Genomic DNA, 14,013 nt, shown 5'->3' with positions numbered 1-14,013 from the left:
GTCAGTCGTTGTTCTTTTGATAGATGATGCGCTTGGTGCCGTTTTCGCACGAACCGACAATCATGGCTTCGTCATGGTTCTTGGCTTCTTCGGCGGTGATGATTTCCAGGGTGTAGGACGGAATCGCCTTGGCCTGGATCTTCACTTCGATTTCTTTCCTGAGCTCTTCACAATCTTTTGGCGCGGCCACGGCCGAAGTGGCCAATACACCGCAGATGATTGCCAAGGCAAAACGTTTCATGTGTGGAGCTCCCTGAATGCGCTGCGCACGAGTGTGCGCCTAGGCTGCATGGGCTATTCGACCACATTTTGCAAACACGAGTTCTGATTTAACGCAGAACTAAAAATGTGGGAGCGGGCTTGCCCGCGAATACGCAGTGTCAGTCACCGAAGATATCGGCTGATCCACCGCATTCGCGAGCAAGCCCGCTCCCACATAAGATGACTGCCGTGTCAGTTGACCAGCGTGGCATCCAAGGTGATGGTCGCATTCAGCACCTTGGACACCGGGCACCCTTCCTTGGCCTTTTTGCTCAGTTCATCGAACTGCGCCTGGCTTGCGCCTGGGATTTTGGCCTTCAGGATCAGATGCACTGCTGTAATCGCAAAGCCGCCCTCGACCTGGTCCAGAGTCACTTCGGCCTGGGTGTCGATGCTGTCAGCCTTGAGCCCGGCGTCGCCGAGAATCATGGAAAACGCCATGGAGAAACAGCCGGCGTGAGCTGCGCCGATCAACTCTTCAGGGTTGGTACCCTTGCCGCCCTCGAAGCGGGCCTTGAAGCCGTAGGGCGCTTCGCGCAGCACGCCGGTTTCGGTGGAAATGGAGCCCAGGCCAGTTTTCAGGTCGCCTTCCCAATGCGCGGATGCCTTTTTTACGATACTCATAGCTTTCTCCTCGAACGGTGGTTTTGCGTCGGTAAGGGTTCTGAGGATAGACGCCCCGGCAAAGTTCATCTTGTCGGAAAAACCTAGCAATCCAGTAGGAAATTTCAGAGCCTCCTATTGAATCTCGGGTATATGCCCTCATTGCATAGAACATGCACATGCAGCGGCAGGTTTTGGCTGGTTTACAAAAGCCTGTGCGCCCTATTGGAGAAGCAGGCTTATGAAATCGCTGTCCGACGTAAAATTTTCGACCCTCGACCTGGTGCCCGTACGCGCCAACGGCAGCCCGGCGCAGTCGCTGCGCAATTCCCTGGACCTGGCCCAGCATGTGGAGAAGTTCGGCTACCACCGTTTCTGGGTAGCTGAGCACCACAATATGGACGGCATCGCCAGTTCGGCCACCTCGGTGCTGCTCGGTTACCTGGCGGGCGGCACCTCGACCATTCGCGTGGGTTCCGGCGGGGTGATGTTGCCAAACCACGCGCCACTGGTGATCGCCGAGCAGTTCGGCACCCTGGAAAGCCTTTACCCTGGCCGTATTGACCTGGGCCTGGGGCGCGCGCCGGGTTCCGACCAGATGACCGCCCGCGCCCTGCGCCGTGAACGCTCCGGCAGTGCCGATGACTTCCCCGAAGATGTGGCCGAGCTGATGGCCTACCTGGGCCCGCGTACGCCCGACCAGCGGGTTATCGCCGTGCCAGGCACCGGCACCAATGTGCCGGTGTGGCTGCTGGGTTCGAGCCTGTTCAGCGCGCAACTGGCCGGCGAGCGCGGCTTGCCTTACGCCTTCGCTTCGCATTTCGCACCGCGCTTGATGCATGAGGCGATTCGCGTGTATCGCAATCACTTCAAGCCTTCGGCCGTGTTGGATAAGCCCTACGTGATGCTCGGCATTCCGCTGGTGGCGGCCGACACCGATGAGCAGGCCGATTACCTGGCCACCTCGGTGTACCAGCGTATCCTCGCGTTGATGCGCGGCCAGAGCCTGGTGCAGCGGCCTCCAGTCAAAACCATGGACGGCCTGTGGTTGCCCCATGAAAAAGACGCGGTGGGCAGCTTCCTCGGCCTGGCCATGGTGGGCAGCCCGGCGAAGATTCGCGGCAAGCTGGAGGTGTTGATCGAGCAGACCGGCGCCGATGAGCTGATTTTTACCAGTGACCTGTATGAGCACGCCGATCGGATTCATTCCTACGAGCTGCTTGCACAAGTGATGAAGGGCTGAAATCCAGGCGAAAAAAACCGACGCACTTGCGTCGGTTTTTTATGTCCACAACACGCGATTAACCGCGCTTGTAGGCAATTTCCTTGGTACCACCTTCGCAGGTGCCAACCACTGTGTGGTCACTTGGCACAGCGCCTTTGTACACCACTTCCAGCGAATACCCCGAAGCACCCTTGGCGTCGATTTTCGCGGCAATTTCGCTTTTCAGCTCTTCACAAGGCTTGCCCGCCGCCATAGCGGTACCCGCAATGCTCAACAACCCTACCGCCAACAGAAACGTCTTCATCCGTTACTTTCCTTGCGCTGATCAAAAAGAGCGTGCCGACGCTCATCGCGTCGGCACCCGTTGTTTGTAGCGCAGGTTATGGCAATCGGCCAGCGGGCAAAGTTCAACTCTGCCGATCAACTACTGGCAATGCGGAATCCGACTTTGAGCGTGACCTGGAAGTGCGCAGCCTTGCCATCCTTGATGTGACCACGGGTTTCGGTCACCTCAAACCACTCCAGATGCTTGATGCTTTTGTTGGCTTCGGCCAGGGCATTGTTGATCGCGTCTTCGATGCTGGTGGTGGAAGAGCCTACCAGTTCGACTTTCTTGTACGTGTGATGATCACTCATGGCGTTTCTCCTATAGGTCGTCAATCAAGACTAGCAGCGAATGTGCGTACTGCTTCAGGCGACCGTTGGGAGGCGAAAGTTCAGAATTACTGCACTTTCTGAAACCGGCGCAGTCGGTATCTACACACGCCACTCAATCACTTCAGGAGATGTCCACATGGCCAACACTTCTTTACGCAAAGCGTCGCTGGAAAGCATGGAAGCCGAGATTTCGAGCCTGCTCAAATCTCTGGAGAGCCTCAAGGACGACGCGTCCGATGAGTCGCGCAAAACGCTGAAGGCCTTGAAAAGCAATGCCGAGAACGCCCTCAAGCACTCTCGTCACCTGATCAGCGACGCCTACGAAGAAAGCAAAGTCAAAATCCGCGAAACCAGCGCGGCAACCCGTGACTACGCCCAAGAGCACCCATGGACGACCGCTGGCGTCGCCGTTGGCGCACTGGGCCTGCTGGCGGCTTACCTGCTGTGCAAGCGCGGTGACTGATTGACCGGTTACACCGGTTGGCGCAACAGCTCAGCCTTGAGCCATTGCGCCAACTGCCCGGCGCGCCCGTCTGCGGCGCGCTTGGGTAGCCACAACGCCAGGTGCGCCGGGGTTTCACTGAACCCCCACGGCGCCACCAGGCGACCCGCTCGCAGGTCCTCTGCCACCAGCGGTTCTGGCGCAATCGCCACCCCCAACCCGGCAACCGCCGCTTCCAGCAAATAATACAAATGCTCAAACCCCTGGCCGAGTTTCAACGCGCCGGGCTCGATGCCGTATTGCCGTGCCCAACTGGGCCAGGCTTGCGGCCTTGAGGTGGTATGAAGCAAAGCTTGTTCGGCCAGTGCCGCCGCTGGCGCATGACGCAATTGCTCAAAACCGGCGAAGCGTGGGCTCATAACCGGGCCGATACGCTCACTGGCCAGCTCATACACCTGCATATCCGCTGGCCACGGCGGCTCAGCGAACACCAGCAAGGCATCCAGCCCAGGGCGGCGCGGGTCCAGATCGCCTTCGCCCGCCGACAGGTGCAGGCGCAAATCCGGCAAATCGGCATTCAACCGCCCCAGCCGAGGGATAAACCAACGCGCCAGCAAGCTGCCTGAACAGCCAAGAACGAAGGGCGCGTCAGCGCCGCGTTGGGTGAGTTCGGCGCACACGTCGCGCAACCGCTCGAAAGCCTCGCTGCTGGCATCTCGTAGCCTGACGCCGGCATCTGTGAGTTTAAGGCCGCGCCCATCCTTGACGAACAGGCTCACGCCCAAGTGCTCCTCCAGCACTTTCAACTGGCGGCTGACGGCGCCGTGCGTCACATGCAATAGCTCTGCTGCCTGGCTGACGCTGTTAAGGCGGGCGGTGGCTTCAAAAGCGCGCAGGGCGTTGAGGGGAGGGAGGTCGCGGCTCATCTGTGAGTTTTCCTGACAGGTTCCGGCGATCTTATCGGTTTTCAGGCCAAGGCGTCACGCGTAGAGTGACCGTCATTGCCTTTAAACACATTCTTTCCTGGAGCGTCCCATGACCCAGTCCCAGACCGATCTACGCAACGGCCCTGACGCCAACGGCCTGTTTGGTGCGTTCGGCGGCCGCTACGTCGCTGAAACCCTGATGCCGTTGATCCTCGACCTGGCCCGTGAATACGAAGCGGCGAAGGTGGACCCGGCGTTCAATGAAGAATTGGCCTACTTCCAGCGCGACTATGTCGGGCGCCCAAGCCCGCTGTATTTTGCCGAACGCCTGACCGAGTTCTGCGGCGGCGCCAAGATCTACCTCAAGCGCGAAGAGCTCAACCACACCGGCGCGCACAAGATCAACAACTGCATCGGCCAGATCCTGCTGGCCCGGCGCATGGGCAAGAAACGCATCATCGCCGAAACCGGCGCCGGCATGCACGGCGTGGCCACCGCAACCGTGGCGGCGCGCTTTGGCCTGCAATGCGTGATCTACATGGGCACCACCGACATCGAGCGCCAGCAGGCCAACGTGTTCCGCATGAAGCTGCTGGGCGCCGAGGTCATCCCCGTGGTCGCCGGCACCGGCACCCTCAAAGACGCCATGAACGAAGCCCTGCGCGACTGGGTAACCAATGTCGACAGCACCTTCTACCTGATCGGTACCGTGGCCGGGCCACACCCATACCCGGCGATGGTGCGCGATTTCCAGGCCGTGATCGGCAAGGAAACCCGTACCCAACTGCAAGCCCAGGAAGGCCGCCTGCCAGACAGCCTGGTGGCGTGCATCGGCGGCGGTTCCAACGCCATGGGCCTGTTCCACCCGTTCCTGGATGACACCAGCGTCGACATCATCGGCGTTGAAGCCGCGGGCCATGGCATCGAAACCGGCAAGCACGCCGCCAGCCTCAACGGCGGCGTACCCGGCGTGCTGCACGGCAACCGCACCTTCCTGCTGCAGGACGACGATGGCCAGATCATCGACGCCCACTCGATTTCCGCAGGCCTGGACTACCCCGGCATCGGCCCGGAACACGCCTGGTTGCATGACATCGGCCGCGTCCAGTACACCTCGGTGACGGACGACGAAGCCCTGGAAGCCTTCCACAAATGCTGCCGCCTGGAAGGGATCATTCCTGCCCTGGAAAGCGCCCACGCCCTGGCTGAAGTATTCAAGCGCGCGCCAAACTTGCCCAAGGATCACCTGATGGTGGTCAACCTCTCGGGTCGTGGCGACAAAGACATGCAGACCGTGATGCACCATATGGAACAGTCCAAGCAGGAGAAACACTGATGAGCCGCCTGCAAACCCGCTTTGCGCAACTCAAGGAACAAAACCGCGCCGCACTGGTGACCTTCGTCACCGCTGGCGACCCTGGCTATGACACCTCGCTGGCGATCCTGAAAGGCTTGCCGGCCGCTGGCGCCGACGTGATCGAGCTGGGCATGCCCTTCACCGACCCGATGGCCGACGGCCCGGCCATTCAACTGGCCAATATCCGCGCCCTGGGCGCCAAGCAGAACCTGTTGAAAACCCTGCAGATGGTTCGCGAGTTCCGCCAGGACAACAACGACACCCCGCTGGTGTTGATGGGTTATTTCAACCCGATCCACAAATATGGCGTGTCGCAGTTCATTGCCGATGCCAAGGCAGCCGGTGTCGACGGCCTGATCGTGGTGGACATGCCGCCTGAGCACAACGGCGAGCTGTGCGACCCGGCCCAGGCTGCAGGCATCGACTTTATCCGCCTGACCACGCCAACCACCGATGACGTGCGCCTGCCTACTGTGCTCAATGGCAGCTCCGGGTTTGTGTATTACGTGTCGGTCGCGGGAGTAACCGGTGCCGGCGCCGCCACCCTGGAACACGTCGAAGAAGCCGTGACCCGCCTGCGCCGCCATACCGACCTGCCGATCAGCATCGGCTTTGGTATCCGCACGCCGGACCAGGCAGCGGCCATCGCACGCCTGGCAGACGGGGTGGTAGTGGGTTCGGCGCTGATCGATCACATCGCCACGGCCAAGAACGACCAGCAAGCCATTGATGGCGTGCTGACCCTGTGCGCGGCGCTGTCGGAAGGTGTGCGCAACGCACGTAAGTAAGTGCCTGTTCGGTCGGTGATCAGACTGTCCAAATATCACCGACTTATACGCTAGGCTTCAGAAGGAGGCGGGCATCTCGCCTAATGTGTAGGAGCGAGCTTGCTCGCGAAAAACTTACAGGCGCCGCGTTCATTCAGCGAACACGCGTTATCGTTGACGTTTTTCGCGAGCAAGCTCGCTCCTACACAAGGCTAGGCATCGCGTCTCTCCTTATTTAACGCACTTCGTGCCCTTTGCCGTCTAACCACCTTCGCAAGCCCCGCAGTCCTTGCCCCTCGGTCGTTAAGTTAGCCGCATCAGAAGTCATTCTTGGCTCTTAGGAGTACATCATGGCATTTGATCTCATCACCGTTTCAGACCGTCGTCACTCTAGCCTGCAAAAGGGCTTCAACCTGCGCTGGCCCTTGGGCAACCTGCAGGGTCAGTCCTCGCCCAATGGCGCCAACCTGATTTACCTGTGCCGCAGCCCCCAAGACATCATGGATGCCGCCGCCCAGGCATTGGCCCTGCCCCATGGACGCATCACCGTACGCAGCGGCGGTCATTGCTATGAAGGGTTTGTCGCCAACAAGATGCCCGACAGCCCGGATGAGGTGCTGTCGATCCTGGATATCAGCGCGCTGGACCGAGTGGTGTACGACGCCAGCGGGCAAATCGGCTCAGAGCTGAGCCCGACGCAGCCCTTTCGCTATCGCTTTCGCCTGGAGGCAGGCAGCCAGATCTGGGACAGCTATAGCGCGTTGTACAAGCAGGCCAACAAGACCTTGCCCGCGGGCTCATGTTATTCCGTCGGATTGGGCGGGCACATTTGCGGCGGCGGCTACGGGCTGCTGTCGCGCAAGTATGGATTGGTGTGTGACTGGCTCAGCGGGGTCGATATGCTGGTGCCTGACAGCCACGGCAAAGGGCTCGAACCGCGCCATGTCAGCAGGGACAGCACCCAACAGGACGAATTGGACCTGTTCGCCGCATGCTGCGGTGCGGGGGGTGGTCAATTCGGCATTATCACCAGCTATTACTTCAAGGACCTGCCGCAAGCGCCCAAAGAGGTGCTGTGGCTGGTGATGGAATGGGACTGGTCAGTACTGACCCAGGAGGCACTAAACAATCTGCTGGTGGCTTACCAGCTATGGTTTGCCAGCCATCAGAACAACCCGGACACCTGGGGCCTGGCGACCAAACTGGAAATGCGCCACGAGCACACAGGCAATATCACCCTGGGCATCCATTATGTGGACAAGGAGGGTGAGCTGAACGACCGTGCGCCCTTCGATGATTTTGTCGACAAGATGCTCACGGCCATCGGCTTGCCTGCCACCGAGTCGCTGGTGCCGTTTCACGTGGTCCATTTGCCGCCTGGCACAGCTCGCGGGCGCACTATCGACTCGCTGTCGTCCGCCCAGGCGGCAGTCCGGCGCCTGGATTGGCTAGTGTGCCAGCAAACATTGAATGGTTCAGGAGACAACCAGCGCGGGCGCTATAAGTCGGCCTACCAGAAAGGGGAGTTCAGCCCCCAAGTGCTACAGGCCATCTGGACTACCCTGACCTGGCCAGACCCTGACAACCACCTGACACAAAGCCTGATCCAGATCCAGTCCTTCGGCGGCCAGATCAACGCCGCCAGCGCGCCCGTGCGCAAGGAGTCGTCGGCCGCCCAGCGATCGTCCCTCCTCAAGTGGCAACCCCAATGTTACTGGCACGGCGACAGTGCCGCCGCGGATCAAGCCCATGCCGACTGGATCCGAGGGCTCTATGTCAATGCGTTTGCCGATGCTCAAGGCGTGCCGCTCAACGATGCGTTCGAAGGCTGCTACATCAATTATCCCGACCTCGACATGACCTACGCAGGCGGCAATCCGGCCAACGGTAAAAACCCCCAGTGGTACAAAATCTTCTTTCCCGATCTGATGATTGAAAGCCGCTTGCGGCGTACCAAGCAGCGCTGGGACCCGCACAATGTATTTCGTAACGAGATGTCGGTGCCGTAGAACGAAAAAGGGCGACCCGAAGGTCGCCCTTTTTTACAACTCGATCCGCTCGACTTTGCCGACCAGCAATATGTAGGAAAGCGCGCCGAGCAGCGCCAGTACCGCAATGTAGGTAATGGCCGGCGCAAATGACGAGCCACTGGCCAGAAAGCCAATCACGATAGGCGTGGCGATCGCCGCCAGGTTGCCAATGAAGTTGAACACCCCGCCAGTCAGCCCCAGCAGACGGGCAGGTGCCAAGGTCGACACCAACGACCAGGTGATCGACGCCAGGCCATTGCCGAAAAACGCCACCGCCAGAAACGCGATGACCCATCCCGTGGAGTCCACATAGTTGGCCCCGATGATCGCCGTGGAAATCAGCAGCCCGCTGATGATCGGCAACTTGCGCGCAAAGCCTACCGACGCCCCACGGCGGATCAGCCAATCGGAAAACACCCCCGAACACAGCACGCCCACAAACGCGGCCAGGAACGGCAAGGAGGCCAGCAGCCCAGACTGGATAAAGTCCATGCCGCGATATTTCACCAGGTACGTCGGGAACCAGGTCAGGAAGAACCACAGCGTGGAGTTCAGGCAAAACTGGCCCAGGTAGATGCCCCACAGCTTGCGTTTGCTCAGCACAATGCCTAGATCGGTCCAGCTGAAAGGTGCCTTGACGGTTTTAGCCTGCATGTCCACCAGCCCGCCACCGTCGCGGATCAGTTGGATTTCGGCTTCGTTGGCGCCTTTGAAATCTTTGGGCTCGCGGTACACCGCGTACCAGATCGCGGCCCATAGGATGCCGACGCCACCGGTTACCACAAACACCATGTGCCAGCCGTACTGATGTTGCAGCCACGCCAGTACCGGGGTGAGGAACGCCAAGCCGACGAATTGCCCAGACGTGTAGACGCCGATAGCCGTGGCGCGCTCGCGCTCGGGAAACCAGGTGGTGACCACGCGGCTATTGATGGGATAAGCCGGTGCCTCCAACGCGCCCACCGCCATGCGCAGCACGAACAGCGCAATAAAGCTGGCGGCGAAACCGAGCATCACGGTGGCAATCGACCACAGCAGCAGGGCCGCCGTGTAGAGAATGCGCGGTGGCACCCGGTCTACCAACCAGCCACCCGGGATTTGCATGGCGGCGTAGGTCCAGCCGAAGGCGGAGAAAATCAGCCCGACTTGCACCGGGTCGATCCCCAGCTCGCTGGTCAGCGCCGGCGCAGCAATCGACAGGTTGCTGCGGTCGAGGTAGTTGATGACCACGGTGATGAACAGCAGCACCATGATGAAAAAGCGCTTTCTGCTAGGCGTGACTAAAGAAGCCTGCCCGGTGAGGGATTCAGGGTGCATGGGGGTGCCTCTTTTTATATTTGTTGAGGAAGGAACGCGCTCAATGTGGGAGCTGGCTTGCCTGCGATAGCAATAGGTCAGTTACCCATGTGTTGGCTGACCCACCGCTATCGCAGGCAAGCCAGCTCCCACATTTTTTAGCGCGTTTCAATCAGGTGGAAATCACCACTCGGCAAAACTGCCATCGGCATGGCGCCAGATCGGGTTGCGCCAGCGATGGCCGATGGCCGCGCGCTCAACCACATACTCCTCGTTGATCTCAATGCCCAAACCCGGGCCGTTGGGGATCTTCACAAAACCCTGGTCATAGTCGAATACGCCAGGGTCTTGCACGTAATCGAGCAAATCGTTGCTTTCATTGTAGTGAATGCCCAGGCTCTGCTCCTGGATAAACGCGTTGTAGCAAACCGCATCCAGTTGCAGGCACGCCGCCAAGGCAATCGGGCCCAGCGGGCAGTGCAGGGCCAGGGCCACGTCGTAGGCTTCGGCCATGTTGGCGATCTTGCGGGTTTCGGTGATACCGCCCGCGTGGGAGGCATCCGGCTGGATGATGTCGACGTAACCTTCGCTGAGTACGCGCTTGAAATCCCAGCGCGAGAACAGGCGCTCGCCCAGGGCAATCGGCGTACTGGTCAGCGGTGCCAGTTCTTTCAGCGCTTCGTAGTTTTCGCTGAGCACCGGCTCTTCAATGAACATCAGTTTGTACGGGTCGAGCTCTTTCATCAGCACCTTGGCCATCGGCTTGTGCACCCGGCCATGGAAGTCGACGCCGATCCCCACGTTAGGGCCGACCGCATCGCGCACAGCAGCGACATTGGCCAGGGCCAGGTCGACTTTTTCGAAGCTGTCGACGAACTGCAATTCTTCGGTGCCGTTCATTTTCACGGCTGTAAAGCCACGCGCCACCGCCTCTTTGGCGGCACGGGCAGTGTCGGCAGGGCGGTCACCGCCGATCCATGAGTACACGCGGATCTTGTCACGTACCTGGCCACCCAGCAGATCGCTGACCGACACACCGAGGGCCTTGCCCTTGATGTCCCACAACGCCTGGTCGATGCCGGCGAGAGCGCTCATGTGCACCGCACCGCCTCGGTAGAAGCCGCCGCGATAGAGCACGGTCCAGATATCTTCGATGTTGCGTGGGTCTTTGCCGATCAGGTAGTCGGACAGTTCTTCGACGGCAGCGGCCACCGTGTGAGCGCGGCCCTCGACCACAGGCTCACCCCAGCCGGTCACACCCTGGTCGGTTTCGACCTTGAGGAAGCACCAGCGCGGCGGAACGATAAAGGTCGTCAGTTTGGTGATTTTCATCTCTTGTCTCTCTTATAGATGCAGCGCCTGTGGGCGCGGAATGTGCTCTCAGCCGAGGGCTTTCCAGGCGGCGACATACGCCTGGGCACGGCTCGCAACCTGATCCACTGTCATGCCCGGCTTGAACAGCCCGGAACCCAGTCCGAAGCCCTTGGCGCCGGCGTCGGTAAACATCTGCATGTTGTCCGGGGTGATGCCGCCCACCGGCAGCAGCAACGTACCCGCCGGCAATACCGCCAGCCACGCCTTGATCACTGAAGGGCCCATTTGCTCGGCCGGGAACAGTTTCAATACATCGGCGCCTTCGGCCAGTGCGGCAAAGGCTTCGGTGGGCGTGGCCACCCCAGGCGACAAATACAGGCCCGCCGCTTTGGCCGCGCGCAGCACCTTGGCATCGCTGTGGGGCATGACGATCACCTGGCCGCCGGCCGCCTTGACCTGCTCGACCTGCTCAGGCGTCAACACCGTACCGGCACCGATCAGGCAATCGGCGGGCAAGCTGTCGCGCAGGGTGCGGATGCTGGTGTAAGGGTCTGGCGAGTTGAGCGGCACTTCGATCACGCGAAAACCCGCGTCGTACAGCACCTGGCCGACCGCCTGGGCTTCGTCAGGGCGTAGGCCGCGCAGGATGGCGATCAAACCGTTTTGTGCGAGTGCTTGCTTGAGCATGTCAGGCCTCCAATAAAGGTCGAGTAAGCCCGGCGGCTTGCGCCAGTTGCCACAGGCCACGCTCGGTGGCTTCTTGCGCCAGGCTGACGTGGGCAAAGCCGCAAAGGGCGAGGGCGCGTTGATAGCGGGCGCAGAGTGGAGCGGCGCCGACCAGGATGATCGGCTGGTGTTTGGCGGAATCTGGCAGGCCGGCGAGTTCATGGCCGATGAGCAGGCCAGACAGGTAGTCGGGTTGCTGGTCGGGCGCCAGTTGCGCAGTGAGCCCAAGGGTACGGGCACTGAACAGGGTCGAGAGCACGCCACGCTGGCCATCTTCAGACAGCGCCACGCGCACGCCTCGATCAAACGCCTCGGCCTGGAACTGCGCGCTGGCCTGTTGGGTGCGCCCCAGAATGCTGTGCTTGCTCAACACCGCAAACACTTCGCCGGTCATGAACGTATCGAAATGGGTAATGCGCCCTTCCACCACCTCGACCCACTTGGAATGGCTGCCGGGCAGGCCGATCAACACGTGGGGCCCAAGGCCCTGCAGTACGCCGAGTACCTGGGTTTCTTCGCCGCGCATCACATTGGGCAGCCCCACTTGCTCGATCACCCCCGGCACGATGTGCACCTGTACCCCGCGCAGGCTGCGTATGCCATGCAACGCCTGGCCAAGGCTGGCGACATCCACGGGCGTGCTGCGATAGGCCGCCTCGCTCCAACCCTGTGCGCTGCCGACCATGCCGCACGCGATCACCGGCAGCCCGGGCTGGGCGTCGAGCCAATCGCCGCAGGCGCTATCGAACGCCAGTTCAAAGCCGTCAGTGCACAGCACACCGGCTATTTCCCGGGGCTCTGTGGGCAAATGCATGATGCCCCAGGCTTGCGAGCGCTGTTCCAGCACAACGCCCGCGGGGCCGAGTTTGTAAGCACGAAGGGAGCTGGTCCCCCAATCGAGCGCGATCAATTGCGCCTGCATCGCTTCACCTGAAATGAGTGGGTGCTGAAAAAAGCAGATGGGCGAATATAAACCTAGGTCGCGGAATATCTCAATATATAAATATCAATCCCATATAACGGGACAAGACAAGATAAATCCTACGACCCTTCCTGTTTTTCCTTAGGGAAAGACGCGGGTTTATCGGGTAAGGATGGTTAAAAAATCGACAGGTCCAGTTCGCGCATCGCGCCCATCCAGATGGCGTAATCGGTGTGGTCCTTGAGGTCGTCACCGGTTTCCGGGTGCAGGAACACCACCAGACCATCGCGGTGCAGCGCCAGCCACGGCAACACCACGCCGATATATTCCGGCTCGAACGCCAGCTGGCAACTCCAATCCGGGTGCGGGCCTACGGGCCGCTCATGCACGCGGCCCATGCGCAACGGGAACAGCCTGGCGGCGTCTTCACAGAGCCTGCGCGCCTGCTCGATCGTGCTGGCGTCGAAGTAGATATGGGCGTGGTAGCCCTTGATACGTTGCATGACGGACTCCGGTTCCACTGTGCGCCGATCCTAGACCGCAATCGACGGCAGGGCCAGCCCGGTCAACGACTGCGCACTGCTGGCCTGTTCCGCCACCAGCCACTCGACAAAGCGGTCCACCAACTGCCCACGGCGTTTGCGCTGGGGCTGCACCACGTAATAGCCAAATCGCGACGTCACCGTGGGGCTGATCGGCCGGCACAGCCAATTCTGCTCCAGCAGGTTATCCACCAGGTGGCGCCAGCCGATGGCGACGCCCTGGCCGGCAATCGCGGCCTGGATCAGCAAGGTGTAGTTGTCGAAGCGCAATTGCCCGGGGGTCGGCACAGCCGTGATACCCAGTTCGCGGAACACACCGTTCCAGTCGAACCACTGGCTGTTGTTTTCCTGGCGCAGGTGCAGCAACGGGCAGTCTTGCAAGGTCTGCACCGTCAGGGGCGCAGCTTGTTCCTTGAGCCACTGCGGGCTGCACACCGGGAACACTTCCTCATTGAACAACCACAGGCTTTCGCCCTGCTTGAAACGGCCATCGCCAAACAGCACCGCCACATCAATATCGCTGCGCAGGGTGGCGTGGTTGCGCTCACTGGTGACCAGGCTGACATCCACCTGCGGGTTGGCCTGGTGGAAGCGATGCAGGCGCGGCATCAGCCAATAGGCGGCGAAGGCAAAGTCGGTGGCGACTTGCAGCACTTCATGCTGGCTTTGTTGAGTGATGGCGCCCAGGCCCTGGTTGATGTTCTGCAGGCCGCCTTGCACATGCTCGAACAGCAGGGCGCCGGCGTCGGTCAGTTCGATGCCGCGATAAATGCGGTCAAACAGGCGGATCGCCAGTTGCTCTTCAAGACGTTTGATCTGCTGGCTGACCGCCGGTTGGGTGGTGCCCAGTTCCATCGCGGCCGCGGTGAAACTGCGATGGCGTGCCGCTGCCTCAAAGGCGCGCAGCAAATCGAGAGAGAGGTCACCCAGCGCTTCATACATAAG

General features: G+C 60.7%; 16 protein-coding genes. 5 read left to right on the top strand and 11 right to left on the bottom strand.

What is annotated here, in order from left to right; all coding sequences use genetic code 11:
- Window position 1: 1 nt before the first annotated feature.
- Window positions 2-241, bottom strand: a complete 240-nt coding sequence (locus HU731_RS16290) for a DUF1161 domain-containing protein (protein ID WP_003187312.1) — start codon at window positions 239-241, stop codon at window positions 2-4.
- Between the two features lie 212 nt (window positions 242-453).
- Entirely contained in the window at window positions 454-885 is a 432-nt protein-coding gene (locus HU731_RS16285) for an OsmC family protein (protein WP_003187311.1), read from the bottom strand.
- Between the two features lie 220 nt (window positions 886-1,105).
- On the opposite strand from HU731_RS16285, the gene HU731_RS16280 reads away from it, so the two are divergent.
- Window positions 1,106-2,107, top strand: coding sequence for an LLM class flavin-dependent oxidoreductase (locus HU731_RS16280; RefSeq protein ID WP_034129211.1), 1,002 nt, complete (start codon window positions 1,106-1,108; stop codon window positions 2,105-2,107).
- Window positions 2,108-2,165: 58 nt separating this feature from the next.
- On the opposite strand, the gene HU731_RS16275 is transcribed toward HU731_RS16280, so the two are convergent.
- Both HU731_RS16275 and HU731_RS16270 read right to left on the bottom strand, forming a co-directional pair.
- Window positions 2,166-2,393 (bottom strand): DUF1161 domain-containing protein, encoded by a 228-nt coding sequence (locus HU731_RS16275; protein WP_186607466.1) that lies wholly within the window; start codon window positions 2,391-2,393, stop codon window positions 2,166-2,168.
- A 116-nt stretch (window positions 2,394-2,509) separates the two neighbouring features.
- On the bottom strand, window positions 2,510-2,725 hold the full coding sequence (locus HU731_RS16270) for a dodecin (protein WP_005783406.1): 216 nt from the start codon (window positions 2,723-2,725) through the stop codon (window positions 2,510-2,512).
- Between the two features lie 157 nt (window positions 2,726-2,882).
- Between HU731_RS16270 and HU731_RS16265 the strand changes: the two genes are divergently transcribed.
- Window positions 2,883-3,209, top strand: a complete 327-nt coding sequence (locus HU731_RS16265; protein ID WP_003187304.1) for an ElaB/YgaM/YqjD family protein — start codon at window positions 2,883-2,885, stop codon at window positions 3,207-3,209.
- An 8-nt stretch (window positions 3,210-3,217) separates the two neighbouring features.
- On the opposite strand, the gene HU731_RS16260 is transcribed toward HU731_RS16265, so the two are convergent.
- Window positions 3,218-4,114, bottom strand: a complete 897-nt coding sequence (locus tag HU731_RS16260; RefSeq protein ID WP_186607467.1) for a LysR family transcriptional regulator — start codon at window positions 4,112-4,114, stop codon at window positions 3,218-3,220.
- Between the two features lie 109 nt (window positions 4,115-4,223).
- On the opposite strand from HU731_RS16260, the gene trpB reads away from it, so the two are divergent.
- The 3 genes from trpB (at window position 4,224) to HU731_RS16245 (ending at window position 8,247) form a co-directional block, all read left to right on the top strand.
- Window positions 4,224-5,450, top strand: a complete 1,227-nt coding sequence (trpB, locus tag HU731_RS16255) for a tryptophan synthase subunit beta (protein ID WP_032894347.1) — start codon at window positions 4,224-4,226, stop codon at window positions 5,448-5,450.
- Window positions 5,450-6,259, top strand: coding sequence for a tryptophan synthase subunit alpha (trpA, locus tag HU731_RS16250; RefSeq protein ID WP_003187300.1), 810 nt, complete (start codon window positions 5,450-5,452; stop codon window positions 6,257-6,259). The genes trpB and trpA overlap by 1 nt, the downstream gene beginning before the upstream one ends.
- 329 nt (window positions 6,260-6,588) lie before the next feature.
- Window positions 6,589-8,247, top strand: a complete 1,659-nt coding sequence (locus HU731_RS16245; RefSeq protein ID WP_186607468.1) for an FAD-binding oxidoreductase — start codon at window positions 6,589-6,591, stop codon at window positions 8,245-8,247.
- A gap of 33 nt (window positions 8,248-8,280) precedes the next feature.
- Here HU731_RS16245 and HU731_RS16240 read toward each other — a convergent pair whose 3' ends face one another.
- From HU731_RS16240 to HU731_RS16215, 6 genes are all read right to left on the bottom strand, one after another.
- Window positions 8,281-9,585 carry an MFS transporter gene (locus HU731_RS16240; RefSeq protein WP_032894350.1) on the bottom strand — a complete coding sequence of 435 codons (1,305 nt, stop codon included), beginning with the start codon at window positions 9,583-9,585 and terminating at the stop codon, window positions 8,281-8,283.
- Between the two features lie 162 nt (window positions 9,586-9,747).
- Entirely contained in the window at window positions 9,748-10,896 is a 1,149-nt protein-coding gene (gene dgoD / locus HU731_RS16235; protein ID WP_186607469.1) for a galactonate dehydratase, read from the bottom strand.
- 48 nt (window positions 10,897-10,944) lie between these two features.
- Window positions 10,945-11,565 carry a 2-dehydro-3-deoxy-6-phosphogalactonate aldolase gene (locus HU731_RS16230; RefSeq protein ID WP_186607470.1) on the bottom strand — a complete coding sequence of 207 codons (621 nt, stop codon included), beginning with the start codon at window positions 11,563-11,565 and terminating at the stop codon, window positions 10,945-10,947.
- Window position 11,566: 1 nt separating this feature from the next.
- Window positions 11,567-12,526, bottom strand: coding sequence for a 2-dehydro-3-deoxygalactonokinase (locus HU731_RS16225; RefSeq protein ID WP_186607471.1), 960 nt, complete (start codon window positions 12,524-12,526; stop codon window positions 11,567-11,569).
- 176 nt (window positions 12,527-12,702) lie between these two features.
- The gene (locus tag HU731_RS16220; protein ID WP_044270228.1) at window positions 12,703-13,029 is read right to left on the bottom strand and encodes a DOPA 4,5-dioxygenase family protein; all 327 of its coding nucleotides are present in this window, start codon (window positions 13,027-13,029) and stop codon (window positions 12,703-12,705) included.
- A gap of 30 nt (window positions 13,030-13,059) precedes the next feature.
- Window positions 13,060-14,010, bottom strand: coding sequence for a choline sulfate utilization transcriptional regulator (locus tag HU731_RS16215; protein ID WP_186607472.1), 951 nt, complete (start codon window positions 14,008-14,010; stop codon window positions 13,060-13,062).
- Window positions 14,011-14,013: the final 3 nt, after the last annotated feature.

Source organism: Pseudomonas salmasensis, from assembly GCF_014268375.2.
GTDB classification, from domain to species: domain Bacteria; phylum Pseudomonadota; class Gammaproteobacteria; order Pseudomonadales; family Pseudomonadaceae; genus Aquipseudomonas; species Aquipseudomonas salmasensis.
This window is presented reverse-complemented; position numbering and strand designations above follow the sequence as displayed.